The sequence below is a fragment of the Nocardia sp. NRRL S-836 genome (assembly GCF_001279525.1).
In the GTDB taxonomy this organism is placed as follows: Bacteria; Actinomycetota; Actinomycetes; order Mycobacteriales; family Pseudonocardiaceae; genus Lentzea.
The window spans coordinates 1-21,207 of sequence record NZ_LGDY01000058.1 but is presented as its reverse complement, the minus strand read 5'-3'; the positions used below and the strand labels follow the sequence as shown (position 1 = coordinate 21,207).

General features: G+C 71.1%; 26 protein-coding genes. 14 read left to right on the top strand and 12 right to left on the bottom strand.

Translation table 11 applies throughout. The features are described from left to right. Positions 1-133: 133 nt before the first annotated feature. Both ADL03_RS07035 and ADL03_RS07030 read right to left on the bottom strand, forming a co-directional pair. Positions 134-721, bottom strand: coding sequence for a DUF4360 domain-containing protein (locus ADL03_RS07035; RefSeq protein ID WP_053732538.1), 588 nt, complete (start codon positions 719-721; stop codon positions 134-136). Positions 722-882: 161 nt separating this feature from the next. Beyond that, entirely contained in the window at positions 883-1,731 is an 849-nt protein-coding gene (locus ADL03_RS07030; protein WP_053732537.1) for a class II glutamine amidotransferase, read from the bottom strand. 117 nt (positions 1,732-1,848) lie between these two features. On the opposite strand from ADL03_RS07030, the gene ADL03_RS07025 reads away from it, so the two are divergent. Then, positions 1,849-2,184 (top strand): hypothetical protein, encoded by a 336-nt coding sequence (locus tag ADL03_RS07025; RefSeq protein ID WP_053732536.1) that lies wholly within the window; start codon positions 1,849-1,851, stop codon positions 2,182-2,184. 198 nt (positions 2,185-2,382) lie between these two features. On the opposite strand, the gene ADL03_RS07020 is transcribed toward ADL03_RS07025, so the two are convergent. Beyond that, complete coding sequence (locus tag ADL03_RS07020) at positions 2,383-2,871, bottom strand: heme-binding protein (RefSeq protein WP_053732678.1); 489 nt, start codon at positions 2,869-2,871, stop codon at positions 2,383-2,385. A gap of 111 nt (positions 2,872-2,982) precedes the next feature. Here ADL03_RS07020 and ADL03_RS07015 point away from each other — a divergent pair, with 111 nt between their 5' ends. Both ADL03_RS07015 and ADL03_RS07010 read left to right on the top strand, forming a co-directional pair. Further along, positions 2,983-3,945 carry a sensor histidine kinase gene (locus ADL03_RS07015; protein ID WP_231641594.1) on the top strand — a complete coding sequence of 321 codons (963 nt, stop codon included), beginning with the start codon at positions 2,983-2,985 and terminating at the stop codon, positions 3,943-3,945. Then, complete coding sequence (locus ADL03_RS07010) at positions 3,942-4,547, top strand: response regulator transcription factor (RefSeq protein ID WP_053732535.1); 606 nt, start codon at positions 3,942-3,944, stop codon at positions 4,545-4,547. The genes ADL03_RS07015 and ADL03_RS07010 overlap by 4 nt, the downstream gene beginning before the upstream one ends. Here the strand turns inward: ADL03_RS07010 and ADL03_RS07005 are convergent. Next, on the bottom strand, positions 4,544-5,107 hold the full coding sequence (locus ADL03_RS07005) for an ester cyclase (protein WP_053732534.1): 564 nt from the start codon (positions 5,105-5,107) through the stop codon (positions 4,544-4,546). The genes ADL03_RS07010 and ADL03_RS07005 overlap by 4 nt on opposite strands. A 70-nt stretch (positions 5,108-5,177) precedes the next feature. Here ADL03_RS07005 and ADL03_RS07000 point away from each other — a divergent pair, with 70 nt between their 5' ends. From ADL03_RS07000 to ADL03_RS06980, 5 genes are all read left to right on the top strand, one after another. Continuing rightward, entirely contained in the window at positions 5,178-5,855 is a 678-nt protein-coding gene (locus tag ADL03_RS07000) for a TetR/AcrR family transcriptional regulator (protein ID WP_053732533.1), read from the top strand. 74 nt (positions 5,856-5,929) lie between these two features. Further along, on the top strand, positions 5,930-6,760 hold the full coding sequence (locus tag ADL03_RS06995; protein ID WP_053732532.1) for a phosphatase PAP2 family protein: 831 nt from the start codon (positions 5,930-5,932) through the stop codon (positions 6,758-6,760). Between the two features lie 70 nt (positions 6,761-6,830). Next, positions 6,831-7,712: a class A beta-lactamase gene (gene bla / locus ADL03_RS06990; RefSeq protein ID WP_053732531.1), complete on the top strand. Its 882-nt coding sequence runs from the start codon at positions 6,831-6,833 to the stop codon at positions 7,710-7,712. 177 nt (positions 7,713-7,889) lie between these two features. Next, complete coding sequence (locus tag ADL03_RS06985) at positions 7,890-9,596, top strand: cellulase family glycosylhydrolase (RefSeq protein ID WP_053732676.1); 1,707 nt, start codon at positions 7,890-7,892, stop codon at positions 9,594-9,596. A 1-nt stretch (position 9,597) separates the two neighbouring features. Further along, on the top strand, positions 9,598-10,482 hold the full coding sequence (locus ADL03_RS06980; protein WP_053732530.1) for an NAD-dependent protein deacetylase: 885 nt from the start codon (positions 9,598-9,600) through the stop codon (positions 10,480-10,482). A gap of 38 nt (positions 10,483-10,520) precedes the next feature. On the opposite strand, the gene ADL03_RS06975 is transcribed toward ADL03_RS06980, so the two are convergent. After that, on the bottom strand, positions 10,521-10,880 hold the full coding sequence (locus tag ADL03_RS06975; RefSeq protein WP_053732529.1) for an RNA-binding S4 domain-containing protein: 360 nt from the start codon (positions 10,878-10,880) through the stop codon (positions 10,521-10,523). A 29-nt stretch (positions 10,881-10,909) separates the two neighbouring features. On the opposite strand from ADL03_RS06975, the gene ADL03_RS06970 reads away from it, so the two are divergent. Beyond that, positions 10,910-11,485, top strand: coding sequence for a chorismate mutase (locus ADL03_RS06970; RefSeq protein ID WP_369808946.1), 576 nt, complete (start codon positions 10,910-10,912; stop codon positions 11,483-11,485). 30 nt (positions 11,486-11,515) lie between these two features. Here the strand turns inward: ADL03_RS06970 and ADL03_RS48220 are convergent, their stop codons facing one another. After that, positions 11,516-11,857 carry an STAS domain-containing protein gene (locus ADL03_RS48220; protein ID WP_053732527.1) on the bottom strand — a complete coding sequence of 114 codons (342 nt, stop codon included), beginning with the start codon at positions 11,855-11,857 and terminating at the stop codon, positions 11,516-11,518. Positions 11,858-12,127: 270 nt separating this feature from the next. Between ADL03_RS48220 and ADL03_RS06960 the strand changes: the two genes are divergently transcribed. From ADL03_RS06960 to ADL03_RS06945, 4 genes are all read left to right on the top strand, one after another. Further along, positions 12,128-13,792 carry a heme peroxidase family protein gene (locus ADL03_RS06960; RefSeq protein ID WP_231641592.1) on the top strand — a complete coding sequence of 555 codons (1,665 nt, stop codon included), beginning with the start codon at positions 12,128-12,130 and terminating at the stop codon, positions 13,790-13,792. A 58-nt stretch (positions 13,793-13,850) separates the two neighbouring features. Then, complete coding sequence (locus ADL03_RS06955; RefSeq protein ID WP_063798496.1) at positions 13,851-14,312, top strand: hypothetical protein; 462 nt, start codon at positions 13,851-13,853, stop codon at positions 14,310-14,312. Positions 14,313-14,412: 100 nt separating this feature from the next. Beyond that, positions 14,413-15,633, top strand: coding sequence for an MFS transporter (locus ADL03_RS06950; protein ID WP_157528271.1), 1,221 nt, complete (start codon positions 14,413-14,415; stop codon positions 15,631-15,633). 24 nt (positions 15,634-15,657) lie between these two features. Next, positions 15,658-16,263: a hypothetical protein gene (locus tag ADL03_RS06945; RefSeq protein WP_157528268.1), complete on the top strand. Its 606-nt coding sequence runs from the start codon at positions 15,658-15,660 to the stop codon at positions 16,261-16,263. A gap of 76 nt (positions 16,264-16,339) precedes the next feature. Here ADL03_RS06945 and ADL03_RS06940 read toward each other — a convergent pair whose 3' ends face one another. From ADL03_RS06940 to ADL03_RS06915, 6 genes are all read right to left on the bottom strand, one after another. After that, the gene (locus tag ADL03_RS06940; protein ID WP_053732523.1) at positions 16,340-16,930 is read right to left on the bottom strand and encodes a nitrile hydratase subunit alpha; all 591 of its coding nucleotides are present in this window, start codon (positions 16,928-16,930) and stop codon (positions 16,340-16,342) included. After that, the gene (locus ADL03_RS50725; protein WP_053732522.1) at positions 16,923-17,192 is read right to left on the bottom strand and encodes an SH3-like domain-containing protein; all 270 of its coding nucleotides are present in this window, start codon (positions 17,190-17,192) and stop codon (positions 16,923-16,925) included. The genes ADL03_RS06940 and ADL03_RS50725 overlap by 8 nt, the downstream gene beginning before the upstream one ends. Continuing rightward, a complete protein-coding gene (locus ADL03_RS50720) occupies positions 17,185-17,436 on the bottom strand; it encodes an SH3-like domain-containing protein (RefSeq protein WP_053732521.1) in 252 nt (83 codons plus the stop codon). The genes ADL03_RS50725 and ADL03_RS50720 overlap by 8 nt, the downstream gene beginning before the upstream one ends. A 1-nt stretch (position 17,437) precedes the next feature. Next, entirely contained in the window at positions 17,438-18,361 is a 924-nt protein-coding gene (locus ADL03_RS06925; RefSeq protein ID WP_053732520.1) for an epimerase, read from the bottom strand. Between the two features lie 704 nt (positions 18,362-19,065). Then, positions 19,066-19,512, bottom strand: a complete 447-nt coding sequence (locus tag ADL03_RS06920; protein WP_053732519.1) for a hypothetical protein — start codon at positions 19,510-19,512, stop codon at positions 19,066-19,068. A 267-nt stretch (positions 19,513-19,779) separates the two neighbouring features. Then, entirely contained in the window at positions 19,780-20,205 is a 426-nt protein-coding gene (locus ADL03_RS06915; protein ID WP_053732518.1) for a helix-turn-helix domain-containing protein, read from the bottom strand. Between the two features lie 98 nt (positions 20,206-20,303). Here ADL03_RS06915 and ADL03_RS06910 point away from each other — a divergent pair. Next, the coding region (locus ADL03_RS06910; protein ID WP_197288161.1) for an MFS transporter at positions 20,304-21,207 on the top strand (904 nt) is incomplete at its 3' end.

Here is a 21,207-nt window from a genome sequence, read left to right as displayed (position 1 = left end):
GTTTGTTCGCACAGAGGAGATCGGTGGTCGTATGAGCGTTCGATCGGACAACAGAGATTTCTGACGTGGTGCCCGGTGCACCCGGCGGTGATCGCCCACCCGATCACCGCCAGGCCGGCCTGCCCTGCTGTGCTCAGCAGCGCTGGACCCGCACGGTGCCGCGGCTCGACTCGGCGACCAGGAAGCTCAGCCGGTCCGGGTCCGCGGAGCCGAGGTTCACCCGCAGCTCGGCGTTGACGTTGATGTTGCGCCTGGCCCCGCACGGCGCCCAGAGGACGTCCTCGGTTCCGGGCCGGTAGGACGTCTGCCAGCTCTCGCTCACCGGCCCGGCGAACGGGTGGTCGACCGTCTGGTCGGCGGCCGAACCCTGCAGGTAGACGGTGACGCGTTGGAGCCCGGTCACGCCGGGCCGCAGGTGCGCGTAGCCGTTGTAGGTGGTGCGCCACAGGCCGTAGGTGTAACCGTCCGGCACGCTCACCGCGATGTTCACCTGGCAGTTCTTCCGGAGGTCGACCGGCGAGGAACCACCGCCCGCCCGCGCGAGGAACGAGTGGTAGTCGATCGTGAAGTCCCTGCCGTCGATCGTGACGTCGGCGTCGCCCGCCGCGCAGCCGGAACCGTTGACGGTCACGACCTCGATGCTCGGGGCAGGTTCTTCCGCGGTGTTCGCCGGCACGAGGGTCGCGAGCGCGACCAGTGCCGCTGCTGCCGTGGTCAGCATGGGGGAACCTCTCTGGGGTCCGGGCTCGGGTGCGGCGGCAGCACCAGGGTGCCCGGACGGGGACCGGGCCGATCTGACGTTTGCGTGACGATTCGGGACCGGCCGGGAGCTGACCCGTCAGCGCTGGTCGGCTGAGCGCCGATCGGTGGAGCGCCGGTCGGTCACGGCTGGCGCAGGAGCGCGGACTCGGGCTTGAACGGGAAGAACTCCTCCACACCGGCCCTGACCACCACGCACGTCGACTCCGGCACCTCCAGCCACACCCCGTGCAGGTCGCCCAGCGGCTCGGACACGATGAGCCGCGAGCCGTCCGCGAGGTCGTGCAGCGCCGGGTTGTCCGGGTACTGGTGCCGCAGCGTCGACACGTCCGCGCTGTGGAAGAGGCTGCGCGACTTGCCGCGGCTGGAGTACCGGAACGCCCACGTCGTCGTGCCGTCCGTGGTCGCGACCGTCATCTGGACCGGGAACTCGACCCCGTTGCGGCGCCCGACGTCCTCGACGAACGCCACCATCCGCGCCACGGCGGCCGGCGGGTCCTGCTCCAGTCCGAACCCGACGGCCAGGTAGAACATGACCTCCGAGTCCGTCGACCCCTCGATCAACGGGTACAGCTCCGGCGTGACGGCCAGCGCGAGCTCGCGGCGCACCAGTGCGAACTTCGAGATCAGGCCGTTGTGCATCCAGAGCCAGTTCTTGTACCGGAACGGGTGACAGTTGGTGCGCTGCACCGCCGCTCCCGTCGACGCGCGGACGTGCGCGAACACCCGGTCGACGGTGATCTGCGCCGCCAGCTCCCGCAGGTTGCGGTCGTTCCACGCCGGTTCGGTGCTGAGGAACAGCCCCGGCGTGCCGCTGACCGCGCCGTACCAGCCGATGCCGAACCCGTCGCCGTTCACCGCCGTCGCGCCGAGCCGGGCGTGCTTGCTCTGCATGACGAGCGAGTTCTCCGGCCGGTAGAGGATGTCCTCCAGCAACACCGGCGAACCGGAGTAGGCGAGCCACCGGCACATGTCGACCTCCTGTTGTCCCGGCGCACATGGGACCACGACGCCGGGCGCGAGTGCGAGGTTTGCCCCGGCGTGCCCCGTCGGGCACGATGGTTTGGACCCCCGACCAAAGGTGCGCACGTGACGCTTCCTCACCTGCCCTCCCGCGGGCACTTCGAGACGGTCGAGACCATGGCGCCGTTCGAACCCGTGGCGCCCTTCGAGCCGCTCGAGCCGCTGGACCAGCGCGAGGAACGCCCCGAGACCGCTGACCACATCGCCGTCATCGGCCCCATCGCCGCCGTGGTGCTGGCGCTGACGATCTGCACGCTCGTCCTGGAGCACCCGGCCGCACGCGCCGTCGCCGCCGGTCTCGCCACCGCGGGCCTCATCATCGCCGTGGTCGTGCTGCTGATGGGCAAGCGCCCCGAACGCGGGCGGCACGTGGCCCGGCACGCCCGGCCACCGCAGGACTGACGCCTCACCGGTCCCGGTGCGCCTGGGCGACCGTCCCGGCTGCTCGTGATCGGCGAGTCGCAGGCCAGCGCGGAGCGGCAAAGCCGGTGCGGCCGACCGCGGCGGGTCCAGATGCAGGACGAGGCCGGGCCGGGTGCCCCGGCCGGTGCCGCCGAGGTGACAACCCCAAGCCTGCGCCCGGCCGGTGCACCTCCATCGTCAACGCAGGGTCGCGAGCCCCGCGCGTGCGAACTTCTCGTCCAGGTCACCGCTGGGCGCCCCGCCGACGCCGATGCCCGCGATCGACGTGCCGTCGACCGTCACCGGCACGCCACCGCCCAGGAACAGCGTGTTCGGGATGTCCCGCAGCGTCGCGCCCTGACCGGTGACGCGGCCGGCGAGCTCCGAGGTGGCCGCGTTGAACGACACCGCCGTGAACGCCTTGCGCCGTGCGGAGTCCTCGGTCTGCGGGCCGGCGCCGTCACCGGCGAGCAGCACGACCAGGTCGCCGCTGCGGTCGACGACGGCGACCGTGACCCGCTGGTTCTCCTTCTCCGCGGCGTCGAGCGTGGCCTGGGCGGCGCGGACGGCGGCGTCGATCGTCAGCACCTTCTCGGTGCGGGTGGTGGTGCGCTGGTCGGCGGCCGCGTAGCCGCCGCCGACGGTGAGCACGACGAGGGTGGCGACCGCGATCTTCTTGATGTCCATGCGGTCAACGATCGTGTGTTCGGCCGGGCGGAACCTGGTGGTGACGGTTGAACGCGCGTTCAACCCATCGGTTGACCCGGTGACCGTCCGCTCTCGCCTACAGTCGCCGTCGTGTGGCTGCACCGGGCGATGCACGCGGGCTTCTACGTGCTGTTGACGGCGTCGGCGGCGCGGTACGTGACGTACCACGGCGCGGACGTGCTGGTCCTCGGGCTGACGGTGGCGCTGGGGCTCGCGTACCCGGCGGGGGTGCGGTGGACGCGTGCGTTGCCGGTCGTGCTCGCGGTGTGGCTGGTGCTCGTGTGGGTGGCCCCGAGCTTCGGGTGGTGCGCGATCCCGCTGTTCTTCCAGTGCCTGCGGCAGCTGCGGCCGCGGGTCGCGCTGCCGATCGCGGGCGTGCTGACGTGCGCGGTGGTGCTGGCGCAGATCCGGCTCGCGGCCGCGTTCGACCTCAGCCTGGTGCTCGGGCCGATCGGGGTGGCGGTGCTGACGGCGGCGGTGTTCTTCGACCGCGCCCGGCTGCTGCGCGAGGCGGGCGCCGTGCAGGAACGGCAGCGGGTCGCCCGCGAGATCCACGACACGCTGGCGCAGGGCTTCTCCAGCATCACCCTCCTGCTGGAGCTGGGCGAACACGACCGGGCGGCGGCGGTGGCGCGGGAGAACCTGGCCGAGGCACGCCGGTTCGTCCGCGACCTGGCGCCGATCCGCGGCACCCTGGTCGACGCGCTGCACCGGCTGTGCCCGCACGTGGAGGTCGACGGTGAGCCGTACCCGTTGAGCGTGCAGACCGAGGTGGCGCTGCTGCGGGTGGCCCAGGGCGCCGTCGCCAACGCCGCCGAGCACGCACGGGCCGGGCGGGTGGCGATCACGCTGTCGTACCTGGGTGACGCGGTGACGCTGGACGTGGTCGACGACGGCCGCGGCTTCGACCCCGCGGCGGTCGTGCCGGCGGAGGGACGCGGTTACGGGCTGGCGTCGATCCACGGGCGCATCACCGAGCTGGGTGGCACCGTGTCGGTGGAGAGCGCGCCGGGGGAGGGAACCGCTGTGGCCGTGACGGTGCCGACGCCATGAGGGTGCTGGTGGTGGACGACCACCCGGTGGTCCGGTTCGGACTGGTCGGGCTGCTGTCGCGCGACTTCGCGGTGGTGGAGGCCGCGACCGGCGAGGAGGCCGTCGAGCTGGCGTCCGGTGTGGACGTCGTGCTGATGGACCTCCAGCTGGGCAAGGGGATCGACGGCGTGCGGGCGACCGCCCTGATCCGCGCGCTGCCGTCGCCGCCGCAGGTCGTGGTGCTCACGACGTACGACTCGGACGCCGACATCGTGCGCGCGGTCGAGGCCGGCGCGATCGGCTACCTGCTCAAGGACTGCGCGCCGGAGGAGCTCGCCGCCGCCGTCCGCACCGCCGCCGGCGGCCAGACCGTGCTGTCCCCGGACATCGCGCAACGGTTGCTGCGCCAGGTCCGCGGACCGGCGCCGCGGCTGAGCAGGCGCGAGGTGCAGATCCTGGAGAACCTGGCCAAGGGCCTGTCGAACCGGGAGATCGCCAAGGCGTTGTTCATCAGCGAGGCCACCGTGAAGACCCACCTGGTGCGGATCTTCGACAAGCTCGGCGTCGAGACGCGCACGGCGGCCGTCACGACCGCCGTGGAACGCAAGCTGATCCGGCTCTAGTTCCCGAGGTCGGGCGGCGTGGTGGCGGTGAGCCGCGGGTCGGGCCGGCCGCCGGACATCGCGAGCATCCCCCTGAAGACCTTGAGCAGCTTGGCCAGCCCGCGCGGCGAGCGCCGGTCGATGCCGCCGATCACCTGCTTGAGCACGGTCAGCTGGTCGAAGTAGATGCGCTCGGTGACCAGGTTCTCGTCCTCGTCGAACACGAAGTACGCCGTCATCCGCGTGCGGTGCCTGCCGCCGGTCGCCGGGATCTTGCCCAACGGCCCCAGGTGCGTGCCCAGCAGCCAGAACTCGACGATCACCGCGTCGTGGCTGTGCCGGAGCGCGATCAGCTCGTGGTCCTGGTCGGGGAACGCCGTGCGGGTGTCCGTGTAGTACTGCCGCACGTCCTCGTCGCCGTCGTGCACGACCATCTGCGCGATGAGCTCGTAGTGAGGGTGGGGGAACGTCGAGAGAGTCGCGTCCCAGTCGTGCGCCACCTCGTCGTGGAAGTGGTCGAGCACGAGCTTCTCGCGTGCTTTCAGGACCTCTTCGCCGGGCATGTCGAACCGCGATCGCATGATCTCTCCTCTTTTACCCACAGCGTGGGTTAAACTATCTCCACACCGCGGGTTTCAGCAAGGGGTCGTCATGACGCGTCGGGGAAGGCCTCCCAGGGGTATGGGCGGGCTGTCGCGTGCCGCCATCGTCGAGGCAACGCTGCGGGTCCTCGACGCCGAGGGTGCGGCCGCCGTCGGCATGCGCTCCGTCGCACGCGTGCTCGGCGTGGACCCGAAGAGCCTCTACAACCACGTCGCCGACAAGGACGACCTCCTCGACGCCGTCGCCGAACACCTCCTCGCCGGCCTCGTGCCGCCCGAGCGCACCGGCGACCCCGGCCACGACCTGCGCGCCATCGCCGACAGCTTCCGCGAACGCGCCCTGCGCCACCCCGGGGCCGCGTCGCTCGTGCTGACCCGCCAGCTCGGCTCGCTGGAGGGCCTCGCCCCGGTCGACGCGGTGCTGACCGTGCTGCTCGACGCCGGCGCCCCCGCCGACGAGGCCGTGCACCTGCTGCGGATGCTGCTCGCGACGCTGATCGGCACCCTGCTGCGTGAGGTGTCGGCGGCACCGGCGTTCGGCGACCCGGACGGCTCCCGCCGGTCGGTGCTCGCGGAGTCCGGCTTGCCCGCCGTGGCCTCGCTCGCGCCGCAGCTGGCGCGGTTCGACCGCCGTGCCGAGTTCGACTACAGCGTGGCGCTGGCGGTCAAGGCGGTGCTCGACCGCATCGCCGCCGTCGCTCACCGGTTCGGGTCCACGTCCTCGTAGACCCCGCACCCACCGTTGCGGCCCCACCTGTCTTCGACAGGCGAGTTGATCAGAACCGCCGCACACTTCGCCACGTGGACTCTCGACGCTGGCCGGTGGTCGCGGCCTCAGGTTTCGTGGTGGCGGCGCTCGTCTACGTGTTCGCGGTGCTGACCAGAGCCGGTCAGACGATCGAGAACGCCGCCCTGCGCGGCGCCGACCAGGACGACGTGTCCGAAACGGACGCTGCCTGGCAGGCCCTCGGGCAGATCACCGTCTACTCGCTCGTGGCGGCGGTCGTGGCCGTGGCGCTCGTCGGTGTGCTGCGCAAGCGGTGGGACCTCGCCGCCGCCGCGGTCGGGGTGATCGTCGCGGGCCAGGCCGTGGTGCAGGTGCTGAAGCGGTTCGTGCTGCCGCGGCCGGCGCTGGTCGAGGTCACCGGAGACTACGCGCACAACAGCCTCCCGAGTGGACACACGACCATCGCGATGACGGTGCTGTTCGCGGCGGTGATCGTGGTGCCGTACCGGTGGCGGGGCGTGCTGCTGTTCTTCGTGCTGCCGTGGGCGGTCGGCATCGGGCAGTACACGCTGACCGCGAAGTGGCACCGGCTCAGCGACACGCTCGCGGCCGACGCGATCGCGCTTTCCGTTGCGGCGCTTGCGTCCTGGTGGCTGGCCCGCAGGGGAGCGCTCGAACGGTACGACGGTCCGAGCAAGAAACCGAGGGTGGTGCTCGTCGTGTTCTGGGCGCTGGCAGGGCTGGTGTCGCTCGGCCTGGGCGCGGTGCTGTGGGGCGTGCCTCTGGCCAGGGAAGGGCTCGGCGCGGACGAGTGGGTGATCTACCTGGGTGCGGGGTCGCTGGCGTCCGCGGGGTCGATCGCGGCGGCGCTCGCGTTCCTGGCGTGCTGGCGGCGGGTCGCCTGACCGTGGAGCAACCAGTTGATCTCCGAGACGTCTTGGAGGTGGAGAGGTATTGCGGGAAGGGGACAGAGCGTTGGGAGTTAACCGTCGGGTAGCGCTGGCGTTGGGGGCGGGGGCCGCGCTGGCCGTCGCCGTGCCCGCGCAGGCACAGGCCTCACCGATCACGGGCCGGTTGCGCGACCTCGAACAGCAGCACGGCGCACGGCTGGGCGTGTTCGCGAGTGACACCGGAAGCGGTCGAACGGTGCTGTACCGGTCGAACGAGCGTTTTCCGATCTGCTCGGTCTTCAAGACGCTCGTCGCGGGAGCGGTCCTGCGGCGCGACCAGGACGGCGCGTTGCTGGACAAGGTCCTGCGCTACACGCAGGCCGAGGTCGACAAGGCAGGGTACGGGCCGATCACCGGCAAGCCGGAGAACCTGGCGAACGGCATGACGGTCAGGGCCCTGTGCGAGGCCACCATCACCTACAGCGACAACGCCGCCGCCAACCTCCTGCTGCGCGAGCTGGGCGGCCCGAGCGCGGTCACCCGGTTCTGCCGCTCGATCGGCGACCCGGTCACGCGCCTGGACCGGTGGGAGCCCGAGCTCAACTCCGCCGAGCCGTGGCAGGAGTGCGACACGACCTCGCCGCGGGCGATCGGGCAGTCGTACGCCCGCCTGACGGTCGGCCACGCGCTCGAACGGCCGGACGCCCGGCAGCTGACCGACTGGCTGCTCGCGAACACCACCGGCGCCAACCGGCTGCGGGCCGGCCTGCCCGGCGAGTGGCGGCTCGGCGACAAGACCGGCACCGGCAGCTACGGCACCACCAACGACGTCGGCATCACGTGGCCACCCGGCCGCGCGCCGATCGTGGTCGCGGTCCTCGCGACCAAGCCGGCGGACCCGAAGGCCGGTGCCGACGAACCGCTCGTGGCCAAGGCCGCGGCGCTGGTCGCCGACGCGATGAGCTGACCCCGCGCGGGGTTCGTCCACGGTCTGCGGACCAGGGGCGAGCCGGGCGTGACCACGACGGAGCCCGCGTGGTCACGCCCGGCTCGCCGGGTCCCGTTGCGCAGTCTGGACGCTAGCCGCGCCCGTTCCCGTCCACTACCGTCCAACGTGAACCTCGTTCACGTTAAGGTGGCGGCGATGCGGCGATCGGCTCTCCTGGCGGTGCTGTTCCTCCTGTCGGCGGTGCTCACCCCGGCCGCCCCGGTGCGGGCGGAGTCGTTCGACGGCACCGAGCTCCGGGTCTCCGGCGGGGTCTTCCGCGACGAGCACGGCCGCGAGGTGGTGCTGCGCGGGTTCAACGTCTCCGGCACCGCCAAGCTCGCCGAGCACCGCGGCCTGCCGTTCGCCACGACCGCCGACGCCCGCGGGTCCGCCGAGCTGATGAAGCGGCTGACCGGCGCCAACGCCGTGCGGTTCCTGCTCACCTGGGCCTGGATCGAACCGCGGCGCGGGCAGATCGACCACGCCTACCTCGGGCGGATGACCGAGCAGCTGCGCGCCTTCACCGGCCAGGGGATCCGCGTCTACCTCGACTTCCACCAGGACCTGTACTCGCGTCACCTGTTCAACCCCGGCAGCTGGTACACCGGCGACGGCGCACCGGCGTGGGCGGCGAGCGGCTATCCCAAGGAGTCGTGCGGCCTCTGCGCGCACTGGGGTCAGAACATGAAGAACAACAACGCCGTCACCGGCGCCACCTACGACTTCTGGCACAACCGCGGCGGCGTGCAGGACTCGTTCATCGCGGCCGCCGGCGAGGCGTTGAAGCACGTGCGGGAAGCGTTGCCCGCAGGCGAGTTCAAGCTCGTCGCCGGCGTCGACCCGCTCAACGAGCCGTACGCGGGTCGCTACGAGCAGGGGCAGACCTCTCAGCAGTGGGAACGCGACCTCCTGATGCCGTTCTACCGGCGGTTCCGCGCCGAGATGGACGAGGCCGGCTGGGCGCACAAGGCCGCGTTCGTCGAGCCGCTCGTGTTCTGGAACCAGAACGTGGACTTCTTCGCCGAGTCCGGCGGCCTCCCGCTCGTGCCCGCCCTCGGCGACCGGTTCGTGTTCAACGCCCACTTCTACGACGGAAAAGCCCAGTCGGGCGTCCTCATGCCCGGCAAGGCGGCGGACGGCCAGTACGTGCAGGCGTTCACCACGATCCGCTCCCGAGCCCAGGCGCTCGGCACCACGGCCATCGTGTCCGAGTTCGGCCATCCGGTCGCCGGCTTCACCTCCGACAAGAACGCCTCCGTGCTCAAGGCGATGTACCAGGGCCTCGACTCGGCCGCGCCGGGTGCGCGCTGGTGGTCGGCGCCGCGCGGCACGGTGGTCTCGGGCAGCCAGTGGCACTGGGACACCAACTACGACCGCCACCACGAGCTGATGAACGACAACCCGGACAAGGTCCGCACCGACGGCGACGCGATGAACGACGAGCACTTCTCGGCGATCAGGCTCGACGCGTCCGGCAACCCCGTGCTCACCGTGGACCGCGCGGTCGTCGACCGCGTCTACCCGCAGGCCGTCGCGGGCACCACGCTCGCGTTCACCTACGAGGACCGCGTCCATCAGACCTGGCAGCAGATCCCGCTGCCCGCCGTGCGCGCCCTGGTCGGCTCGGCACCGTTCGCGGTCCTCGTCTGGGACTCGACCGGCGGTCCCGCCCCCACCGAGGTCCACCTGCCCGAGTCGCTGCGCTCACCGCTCGTGGTCACCTCCGCGAACGCCACCGCCAGCGGCGACAGGCTGCTCCTCACCGGCGGCCCCGGAAGGCAGTTCGCGCTGGTCACGGCCCCGTCGAACGGTGACGTCGCCGCGGCTGAGGCCGAACTGCGGCAGTGGCACGTAAGCTGGTGAGGTGCGGACACGGCCCACGCTGACCTGGTCGCCTTCGGGCCCTCCACTGCCGCGCACCTCCGACCTGACCGAGGTCGTGCCCCTGGTCGAGAGCGGCGGGGTCCTGGTGCTCAGCGGAGCGGGCCTGTCGACCGAGTCCGGCATCCCCGACTACCGCGGCGAGGGCGGCTCCCTGCGCCGCCACACGCCGATGACCTACGAGGAGTTCACCACCAGCGCCGCCGGCCGGCAGCGCTACTGGGCACGCAGCCACGTCGGCTGGCGCACCATCGCCCGCGCCCACCCCAACGCGGGCCACCACGCCGTGACCCGCCTGGGCAGCCGGCTGTGCGGCGTGATCACCCAGAACGTCGACGGCCTGCACCAGGCCGCCGGCACCCACGACGTCGTCGAGCTGCACGGCGGCCTCGACCGGGTGATCTGCCTGAACTGCGGCCTGGTCTCACCGCGTGTCGAGCTCGACCGCCGCCTGCGCGCGGCCAACCCGGACTTCGCCGCGACCACCGACGAGATCAATCCCGACGGCGACGTGTTCCTGCCGGAGGAGCAGGTGCGCGACTTCGTGGTCGTGGACTGCCTCGCCTGCGGTGGCGTGCTGAAGCCGGACGTCGTGTTCTTCGGCGAGAACGTGCCGCGTCCCCGCGTCGAGCAGTGCTACGACCTGGTCGACAACGCGAAGTCGTTGCTGGTGCTGGGTTCCTCGCTGACCGTGATGTCCGGCCTGCGGTTCGTCCGCCGCGCCGCCGCGGCCGGGTTGCCCGTCGCGATCATCAACCGCGGCGAGACCCGCGGCGACCAGTTCGCCGGCGTCCGCGTGGACCTGCCGCTGGGCCAGTCGCTCACCGAGCTCGCGGACGTCGTTCTGCGGCACGGAAACGGTCACTGACCAGCCGGTCACCGGTGAGCAGACCTCGGCGCGGGTGGCTAACCCTGGGAGCGGAAGCGGTCGAGCACGCGCCGTTCGCGCTTCGTCGGCCGTCCCGCGCCGCGCTCGCGCTGCGCCACCACCGGGATGTCCTTCGGCGGCGGCGGTGTGCGGTCGATGAAGCACGTCGCGGCATCGGCGGCACCGACCCGTTTCTGGATCACCCGCACCACCTCGACGATCCTGGTCCGGTCGCCCACGCGGGCCCGCACCTGGTCGCCCGGGACGACGATCGTGGAGGGTTTCGCCGGCTTGTCGTTGATGCGCACGTGCCCGCCCCGGCACGCCGCAGCGGCGTCCGGGCGGGTCTTCGTCAGCCGGACCGCCCACAGCCAGCGGTCGATGCGCGTGGACTCCACCCCGCCATCATGACACCTCCGCGGATCTTGTGGATGGACCCCGCCGCACCGCCGTGGCACGCTCGGGGGTCATGAAGATCCTCGCGGTCGCCCTCACCCTCGCCGCGTCGCTCACCCCGCTCGGCCCTCTCGGCGAGCTCACCGGCCTGGCCGTGCAGCGCGTGCGGGTCGCCGACCTGGTGGCGGCGGCCAAGTTCGGCACGACCCAGCCCATCGACGACCCGGCCCGTGAACAGGTCGTGCTCGACGGCGTGCGCGCCCGTTCCGCCGGGCTGGGCCTCGACCCGGAGAACGCGGTGCGGTTCTTCCGCGCCCAGGTCGAGGCGAACAAACTCGTGCAACGCGGCCTGTACGCGCGCTGGACCGCGCATCCCGAGGAGGTCCCGCTGCACCGCCCCGACCTCGCCACCGAGGTCCGCCCGGTCCTGGACCGGCTCACCACCGACATCCTGGCCGAGCTCCGGGACACCACATCGGTCCGCCACCCCTCGCCGCGGTGCGAGGTCCACGCGGCGCTGGCGGAACGGTCCGCGGTCGTGCTGCACCACCTCGACCGCCTGCACGAGGACGCGCTGGCCGAGGCGCTGCGCACGGTCTGCTCCTGACCGGCGCCACACCGTCCGCTCAGCCGGCCGTCACGGGCTGACGGTGTCCTGGGTGTCCACAGTGGACTGAAGGCCGAACATCCTCGCCAGGCCGGAGATCTCCAGCACCCGCAGCACCTGAGGCGAGGCCGTCGAGATCCGCAGCCCGCCGGCCGCCGCCGACGCCCGCGCGTGCCCGCGTACCAGGGCGCTCACCCCGCTGGAGTCGCAGAACTCGACACCGCCGAGGTCCAGCACCAGCCGCCGGTGTCCCTGGTCGAGGAGCCGGTCGAGCCGGGAGAGGAGTCGTCCCGCGCCGTTCGCGTCGAGCACTCCGGCAACCGTGAGGAGGGTGGAGACACCGGACGACTTCGCGGTCGTGACAACGAGCATCCTGATGGGTACCCGGTCCGGCGCCGGTTCAACCCCGGTTCGCCCATGAGGATTCCAACCCGACGCGCCCGGTCGCCGTTGTTCGAGATTGTTTCCGGCCACCTCGTATCCGCTCGGTGACGAGGTTTTGGTTCTGCCCAAAAGCTTCGACGCTAATTTCGTCCGTATGGAGACTGGCGGTGGGGCAGGCACCTGTTGGGGAACAGGTCGCTTGGATGAGGGGACACAGGGGGAAATATGAAAAGGCATTCGCGCGACAGTTTCTTCGTCGTGGGCGAAGGTGTGCTGGAATTCGACGCGAACGGCACGGCCACCGCACGCCAGCCCTCCACGACGGAGGAGCTGCGCAGGTTCCGCTTCTCACGGCTGGGGCCGAAGGGGGCGCCGACGAGCGAGGACCTCCGCGTGGCGCTGGCGACGGCGATGACGCCCGACCCGGCCGTGCCGCAGCCCGACTCGCAGAACCCGGCGGTGCCGGCGGGGTTCACCTACCTCGGCCAGTTCGTCGACCACGACCTCACGATGGACCGCACGGAGGCGCAGCTGGGCAGCGACGTCAACCTCGACGAGCTGCTGCAGGGCCGGTCGCCCGCGCTGGACCTCGACTCGGTGTACGGGCGGGGGCCGCGCGACAAGGACGACCAGGCGTTCTACGCGGAGGACGGCGTCAAGCTCAAGGTCGGCACGACGACGCCGGTGCCGTTCCCCGACGAGGGCACCAACGTGCCGTTCGAGGGCTTCGACCTGCCGCGCCGCGGTGGTGAGCTGGGCACGGCCGCCGACCGGCGGCTGCCGCTGATCCCGGACGCGCGCAACGACGAGAACCTCGTGATCGCGCAGACACATCTGGCGTTCATCCGCTTCCACAACCGGGTGGTCGACGAGCTCGCGCTCACCGGCCTCACCGGGGAGCGGCTGTTCCGCGCGGCCAAGGAGCTGGTGGTCCGGCACTACCAGTACATGCTGAAGACGGACTTCCTGCCGCGCGTCGTCGACCCGGCGATCGTGGACGACGTCTTCACCAACGGCCGCAGGTTCTTCGAGGTGCCCGGCCGCTACTACGGCCGCGACAACACGCCGACGATGCCGATCGAGTTCTCGGTGGCGTCCTACCGGCTGGGCCACAGCATGATCCGCGGCGCCTACCAGTGGAACCGGGTGTTCAACTCGACCGGTCCCGGCGGGATCGCGTCGCTGTTCGCGCTGTTCACGTTCACCGGCGTGTCCGGCAACTTCGACCCGAGCTCGCAGACGCCCGCCGACCTCGACGATGTCAACCGGGGCCCGATCTTCACGTTGCCCAGCAACTGGATCGCGGACTTCCGGCGGCTCTACGACTTCGCCGAGGCCGGCCGCGACGACCTCGTACCGCCCGCCGAGCTCGGTGGCGGCAACGTCGCGAAGGAGATCGACACGCTGCTGGTCAACCCGCTCACCGCGTTGCCGGCGGGCACGTTCGGCGGCCGCGGCACGCAGTTCAGGGAGATCGAGCGCAACCTCGCGTTCCGCAACCTGACCCGCGCCAGCATGATGGGCCTCGCGAGCGGCCAGCAGATGGCGGAGCTCATGGAGGTCGAGCCGCTCACCGGCGAGCAGGTCCTGACCGGCGCCGGTGGCGTGTCGCTCGACGCGCTGACCGACGAGCAGAAGGCGCAGCTGGTCGAGGCGACCCCGCTGTGGTTCTACGTCCTGCGCGAGGCGGAGATCAACAACGGCCGGCTGGGACCGGTCGGCGGCCGCATCACCGCCGAGGTGTTCCACCGGGCCATCGAGGGCAGCCGGATCTCGATCGTGCGCTCGCCGTACTGGCGGCCCACGCTCGGCCCGGACAGCACGACGTTCCGGATGGTCGACCTGCTGTTGTTCGCGTTCGAGGGCAAGGCGGACCTGCTGAACCCCCTGGGCGACCCGGTGGCACCGCCGGCGGGCAGCTGATCTTCCTCGCTCCTCCTGTCCGGCTGGGTGGTGGCAGCCAGACAGGAGAGGGAGATCAATGTTGCGTCCAGGATTGTCACGCCGGCACAGCGCGGAGGAGAGGTTCACCCGGTTCGCGGGTGAGGCCGGAATTCCGCTGCTGCGCATCGGACTGGGGGTCGTGTACCTCTGGTTCGGCGTGCTGAAGCTCTTTCCCGGTGGCAGCCCTGCCCAGGATCTCGTCGAGCGCACCGTTTCCGCGTTGACGTTCGGGATCATCCACGGGGATTTCGCGAGGGTGAGCGCCGCGATCACCGAAATCGCGATCGCGCTGGTTCTGCTGAGCTTCCGCGTTCCGTTGTTGAGCGCGGGTCTGCTCGTCGGTCACGTCGTGCTGGTGTCGACACCGCTGGTGCTCTTCCCGGCGGAGATGTGGTCCGGTCCGATGCAGGCGTCGTTCGAGGGCCAGTACATCCTGAAGAACCTGGTGACCGTCGCCGCCGCGGTGGTCATCGCCTCATCGCACCCGCGGGTGCGATGACACGGGAGCCGTCCGGTCGCAGGGGCCGGGCGGCTCCCGCTGTTGTAGGTTGGGGGCCGGTGCTGGGGGCACCGCTGGGGGCTCAGCGCTGGGGGTTCAGGTGTGGGAACCGTTGCGGCATCCGGCGTTCCGCTGGTTGCTCGCCGGCCGCGTGACGACCATGACCGGCAACGCGATGGCGCCGATCGCGCTGGCGTTCGCGGTGCTGGACGTGACGTCGTCGGTCACGTCACTGGGGATCGTCGTGGCGGCGCGGTCGCTGGCGAACGTCGTGTTCCTGCTGTGGGGCGGCGTGCTCGCGGACCGGTTGCCGCGCCAGCTGGTGCTCGTCGGGTCGTGCGCGGTGTCGACGGCGAGCCAGGCGCTGATCGCGGTGCTGGTGTTGCAGGGCACGGTGTCGGTGCCGTGGTTCGTCGTGCTGTCCGCGGTCAACGGCATGTCGAGCGCCTTCTCGTTCCCCGCCTCGGCCGCGCTGGCACCGCAGACCGTGCCGGCCGAGCTGCGGCAGCGTGCCAACGCGTTGCTGCGCCTGGGCTTGAACTCCGCGAACATCGGCGGCGCGTCGGCCGGCGGCCTGCTGATCGCGTTCGCCGGACCGGGCTGGGGGCTGCTGGCCGACGCGGCGACGTTCGCGGTGGCCGGGCTGTGCTTCTGGTTCGTGCGGGTGCCCGCGGCACGCGTGGCCGCCGAGCACAAACCGGGAGCGCTCGCCGAGCTGCGGGTCGGGTGGACCGAGTTCGTGTCACGGCCGTGGGTGTGGATCGTGGTGGTGGCCTTCACGTTCGTCAACGCGGCACACGCGGGCGGCACGATGATCCTCGGCCCGGTGCTGGCCGACACCACGCTGGGCCGTGAGACGTGGGGGTTCGTGCTGGCCGCGCAGACGGCGGGCATGGTCGCGGGCGGCTTCCTCGCGATGCGGGTCCGGGTGCGGCGGCTGCTGCTGTTCGGCGTGGTGTGGGTGGCGGCGTTCGGCGGGCTGCCGGTCGTGCTGGCGCTGTACCCGCGGCCGTGGGCGCTGGTGGTGGTCGCGTTCGTGTGCGGGGTGGGGCTGGAGCAGTTCGGCGTGGCGTGGGAGACGTCGCTGCAGCAGCACGTGCCGGCCGACCGGCTCGCGCGGGTGTACTCCTACGACATGCTCGGGTCGATCGTGGCGATCCCGCTGGCACAGCTGACGGTCGGGCCCGTGTCGCACCTCGTCGGTGTCGAAGCGATGCTGCTGGTCTCCGCGGCCGTGTACCTCGTGGCCACCGCCGGGATGCTGGCCAGCCGGTCGGTGCGGTCGCTGGAGAACATTCCCGCTACCGCGCCCGCGCGCTGACGTTCTGTGCGAGAGTCTGCGGTCATGGGGAGAGTGCTGGGGGCACTGGTCGGGGTACTGCTGTGCGCGGCGTGCGCGCCGACCGTGGAGGTCGTGCCGACGCCACCGCCGGACCCGCCCGGTCTGACAGTGGCCGTTTCGGGGCCGTGCGAGGTCAAGCAGCAGGTACCGGAGCCGGTGGCCGAGACGCCCGCGCCGTCGGGCCAGCCGACTGTCGGTAACCCCGCTCCCGGCAACACTGCACCCGGTAACGCGGCTCCCGGCGACGTGGCTCCTGGCCGTGCCGCTCCCGACGTCGCTCCGCACAACGCCGAGAACAACGCGTGGAAGCACCGCAGGTCGTTGCCCGCCGCCGGGGTGCAGGCGGGCCGGGACCTGATCACGCGCGTCCTGCCGGTGCTCGAACCGATCTGCGCCTCCGGCGACCTGTCCGCCGGTCCCGTCCGCAAGGCGCTCGCCGAGCACCGCGCGTACGTCGAGCAGCGGCCGACACTGGTGTTCTTCTCGATGGAGACGCGGGCGGGGGAGCGGGTGGCGTGCCTGAACGGCGACATGTCGGCGGGCGTGATCCGGCTCTTCGTCGAGGGCACCACCGGTGAGGGCAGCTGCATCGAGCCGGTGTCGCACTAGACCGGCGCGCTGTTCTGCCCGGGCCGCTGTCTGCCCGGACCGGCGTGGCGTCTGCCGCCTCCGTCGCGGTGCCGGGTCAGACCGGTGCGGTGCCGATCAACCCGTTGCGCGTCACCCGCTGCCGCAGCTCCTCCTCGGTCAGGTGCTCGGTGCCGGCGGGCCGTTGTGGCAGCACCAGGTACCGCATCTCGGCGTTGGCGTCCCACACCCGGATCTCCGTGTCGTCCGGCGGCGTGAACCCGAACTGCGCGAGCACCTCGCGCGGGTGACTGACCACCCGTGAGCGGTAGGCCGGGCTCTTGTACCAGGTCGGCGACGGCCCGAGCAGCCCGAGCGGGTAGCACGAGCAGAGCGTGCACACGATCACGTTGTGCACGTCCGGCGTGTTCTCGACCACCTTGAGCGTCTGCACCTGCAGACCGCCACCCATCGACAACCCGATCAGGGGCAACGCCTCGTTCGCGTTGTCGAGCAGCTTGGCCTTGAAGTCGCCGTCGACCCACGCCCTGGCCACGACCCGGAACCCGTTGGCCGGCGACGCGTTCGCCGCGAACGCCTCCAGCGTCTGGTCCAGCTCGCGGGGATCCAGCAGCCCTTTCTGCTCCAGCAGCGCTTCGAGCTCGCGCACCTGGGCGGCGATGGGCGCGTCGTCGTGATGGTCAGTCATCGCTGAGGTAGTCCTCCCACAAGGACAGCGTCACCGTGTGATCGCCGTGCCCGAACAGTTCCCGCGCCGTGAACCGCACCGAGTACACCGGCTGCGGCCGTGCAGGCAGGTTCCGCGCCCTGTCATCGGCCTTGGGATGCGCGCCTTCGCTCCCGACCACCGTGCCGCGCTTGCCCCGCGCGTAGCAGGGCAGCCGCGTGTGGTGGTCCGGGTCCACACCGGACGTCCGAACCCGCGCACCCAGCGCGTACCGCTCAGACATGGCCCTTCTCCCGCAACAACGTCCTGATCGCCCGGAACCAGTTCTCGTAGTACGACGACTCGTGCGACATCGTCCGTTCCACCGCGTCGCGGAACTCGTCGAGGTTGTACACCCCGCGCACGATCAGTGACCGGTTCATGGCGAACACGTGCGCCTCCCAGTCGGCGTGGAAGGGCGGCTCGTCCAACTCCTCCTCGACCGGCCCGAACGTGTCCTGCCCGCCGACGTCGTTGATCCTGGGCATCTCACTCCCTCCTGCGCCTGACCAGATTCTCCGCCGCCGGACCCCACTTCGGGTAGTGGAACTCGAACCCGGCCTCCCGCAACCGCCCCGGCACGACCCGACGGCTCTTGAGCAGCAACTCCGTGTCGCTGCGCAACACGAACGCCCCGACCTCCGCCATCCACCGCGTCGCCGGCAACCCCACCGGCACCTTCCACGCCTTGCGCAGCTCCCGCATGAGCTCCCTCTGCGGCAACGGCCCCGGCGCGGCAACGTTCACCGCCCCCTCAACCTCCTCCCGCACCAGGAACGCCACGGCCCGCACGAAGTCCTCGTCGTGCACCCACGACACGTACTGCCCACCCCCGGCCACCGTCCCGCCCAACCCCAGCCGGGCCAGCCACGACAGGTAGTCGAACACCCCACCCCGGTCCGGACTCATCACCATCGCGGCCCGCAACGCGACCTTCCTGGTCCGCGGCGTGTCGGCGTTCTCCAGCTCCGCCTCCCACCTCCTGGCGATGTCGACGCTGAACCCCCAGTACCCCGGCACCCCGGCCTCACCACCCCCGATGCGCCCGGTCGCCTCGTCGTTGGCCGCGTCGAACCGATGCTCGTAGATCGTGGCCGTGCTCATCTGCAACCACACCCGCGGCGGCCTCTTCGCGACCCCGATCGCCTGCCCCACCACCCGAGCCGACTCGACCCGCGACCGCATCATCTCGTCGAGGTTCTCCCTGGTGTACCGGCAACTGACACTCCGCCCGGCCAGGTTCACCACCACATCGGCCCCGTCGACCTCCGCCGCCCACTCCCCGAGCGTGCGCCCGTCCCACCGCACCCCTCGACTCCGGCTGACGACGACCACCTCGTGCCCGGCCCCTTCGAACGCCCGCCGCAGCACGTTGCCCACCTGGCCGGTGCCGCCAGGAATCACGATCTTCATTCCGCCCCCCGTTGCCACGTGCGCCCGGCCTCGTTCTTGTGCTCGGCCCGGTGCGTCGCGTCTTCGCTCGCCTCGTCTCTCGCCCTTTCGTTCGCTGAGGTTAGGCCGTGGTTGCTGAGAGGCTGCTCAGCGGCGTTTGGGCTGCTCACGTACCCTGTGCTTCTTGCTTTGTCGCGGTGCCTGCTGGTGTTGGACTCACTCGAACGGGTGAAGCTTGTCCGGATCTGGCCGGGCCCTCGTCTGTCTCCTGTCCGAACTCGATCCGACCGCCGCCCGCAATGAGGAAACGCGGGAGGGGCGCCCCACACCTCCGTGGTGCCGGGGTGTCGGTCAAGCCGAAGGAGACGACGCCGTGAACTTCGACCGACCCTGCCGCAGCCCTGCGGGAGCACGCTCCGACGCCGACACGGTCAGGCGCCCGCTCCACCCGCCCGGCTGGTGCCTGCCCCGCCTGGGCGTCTGACGCCCAGGTGCGCGTGGATGTGCGATGCTCGCTTCGCCTTGTCGTCTGGCGACCCGCTGGTTCTCCACCGCAGAAAGGGCCTTCCGGCTCGCCCGTCACGCCACCGGCACGCCCGCCAGGCCACCGGCACGCCCGCCAAGTCACCGGCACGCCCGCCAAGCCACCGGCACGCCCGTCACGCCACCGGCACGCCGCCGAGAAGGCACGTCTCCGGCACGGGTGATTCCCGATGCTGGAACCGTCAGGTGAGCGGCAGCGCGAACCAGCGACCCGGCTGAACCACACGCAGTTCCCCGCGGGCGGCGAGCTGCTCGCACGCGGTGTTGAGCTCCCCGTCTGCCGGAGGGTGGCATCTGTTGCTGGAGAGGAAGGACTTGATTCGCCAGACGTCGAAGGCCTCCACCTCAATGGCCGTGTGAGGGTCGCGAACCAGGTCGACGTCCACCACACGGCCGTCCTCGTCGGTCATGCGGCATCCCGCGCCGTGCACCGAGTACTCGATGCCGCCGGCCGTCCGGCTCTCGCGGGCCATCGTCCGCTGTGAACGCACCGCGACCATGATGTCCTGCACACCCGCCATGCCGGGGAGATCGGCGAACAGTCGACTCCGGATCTCGCGAAGCGCCAGAACGTAGCTCCGGACGGCATCAACAGCCGCCGAGGTGTCCTCATCCACGATGAGGATCATGCCCGGAGAGGCTGCGCTCAGTCGTCCGGTGCCCGCCTCGTGCGGCTGTCCGGCGGTCCCTTCCACTGATTCGGCGTTCACTTCGCCCAGTTGTCTGGCGTTGGCCTCGCTTGAACCACCCGGTGCTGTGCCCCAGGGTTGTGCGGCGGTCACCCCGACGGACCGTCCGGGGCCCGACCTGCCAAACCGTCCACGGGCTGGGCACGCCAGACGTCCAGGGGATCCGTCCACGAAACTGTCCAATGTGGACCCCGAGTGTGCTCAAGGTCAGGCTGGATGCCGCGCGATCAGCACCAAAGCGTCGAGCACCCGCCACCAATCCTGCTCGCTGGCCTCGACCAGCCGCCCCAACCCGGCCAGAGCCGTGATCAGTTCGGCTGGATCAGCGTCGAGCTCGGCTGCGGCTCGGCGGAACCGTTCGGTGCGGCGCAGCCGGACCAGGGACGGTGGCAGGGGAGGCGGGGGCGCGCCAGCCGGGTCCGGTTCGCCGAACTCGATGCGCAGGGTGGTGCCCAAGGCCGTTGCCAGTCGGGAGAGTGCGCCGGTGGTCGGGTTGCCGCGGTCGTTTTCCAGGTTGGCGATGTAGGGGACCGAGAGGCCGGCGTCGGCGGCGACCGAGGCAACGGTGCGGCCGGTGGACTGGCGGAGTGCGCGCAGGGTTGCGCCCAGCGAGTCCGCGGAGGATGCGTTCACGACAGTATCTTGACAGAACACAGCGTGGCTGTCTCTATCTTGTGGGTATGAGTGCCTGGGGGATTCGGGATTTTCGGTTGTTGTGGGGTGGGCGTGCGGTGAGCCTGCTCGGGTCGTGGCTGCTGGTCGTGGCGGTGCCGGCGCACGTGTACGCGGTGACGGGCTCGGTTTTCGCCACGGGGCTGACGTTGGCGGCGGAGTACCTGCCCGCGTTGCTGTTCGGGGTGTGGGCGGGGGTGCTGGTCGACCGGTGGGACCGGCGGCGGGTGATGGTGGTGGCGGACCTCGTTCGGGGTGCTGCGGTGGCGGGGATGTTGGTGGGGACGCCGACTGCGATCTATGTGGCGGTCGTGGTGGAAAGTGTTGGGGCTGTGGCGTTCCGGCCGGCCGCGCAGGGTTTTGTGCCGGCGGTGGTGGGGGTCGGGGAGCGGTTGAGCAGTGCCTACTCCTGGAACGCGGCCACCGACGGGGTGGTGCGGTTGGCTGGGCCGCCGCTCGGGGGCGTTCTGCTGGTGTGGGCGGGGTTCGAGGCGTTGGTGCTGGTGGACGTCGCGAGCTATCTGGTGTCGGCGGTGGCGGTTGCGTTGACGAAAGCACGGCCGGAGGTTGCAGGGGAAGGGAAGGCCGGGCTGAGGGAAGGGGTTCGAGTCCTCAAAGGACTGCCGGTGGCACGGGTTTTGTTGCCGTTGAGCGGGGTCTTCCTGGCAGCGAACGCGTCGTTGTCGGCGCTGCTGGTGCCGTTCGGGGTGCGGGAGCTGGGCGGGAGTGCTCAGGTCGGGGTGGTGTTGTCGGCTTTGGGGGTGGGGTTCCTCCTGGGGGCGGCGGTGGTCAGGAGGGTGGACCGGGTGCAGCCGCGGGTGGTGTTGGCGGTTGCGCAGCTTGGGGTCGCGGTGGGGTTTGTCGGGCTGTTCACGGCGCGTGGGGTGGGGAGTGCGGGTGTGGCGGGGGGGGGGGTGGGGGGGGGGGGGGGGGGTGGGGTTGGGGTGGCGGAGAGGGGTTTGG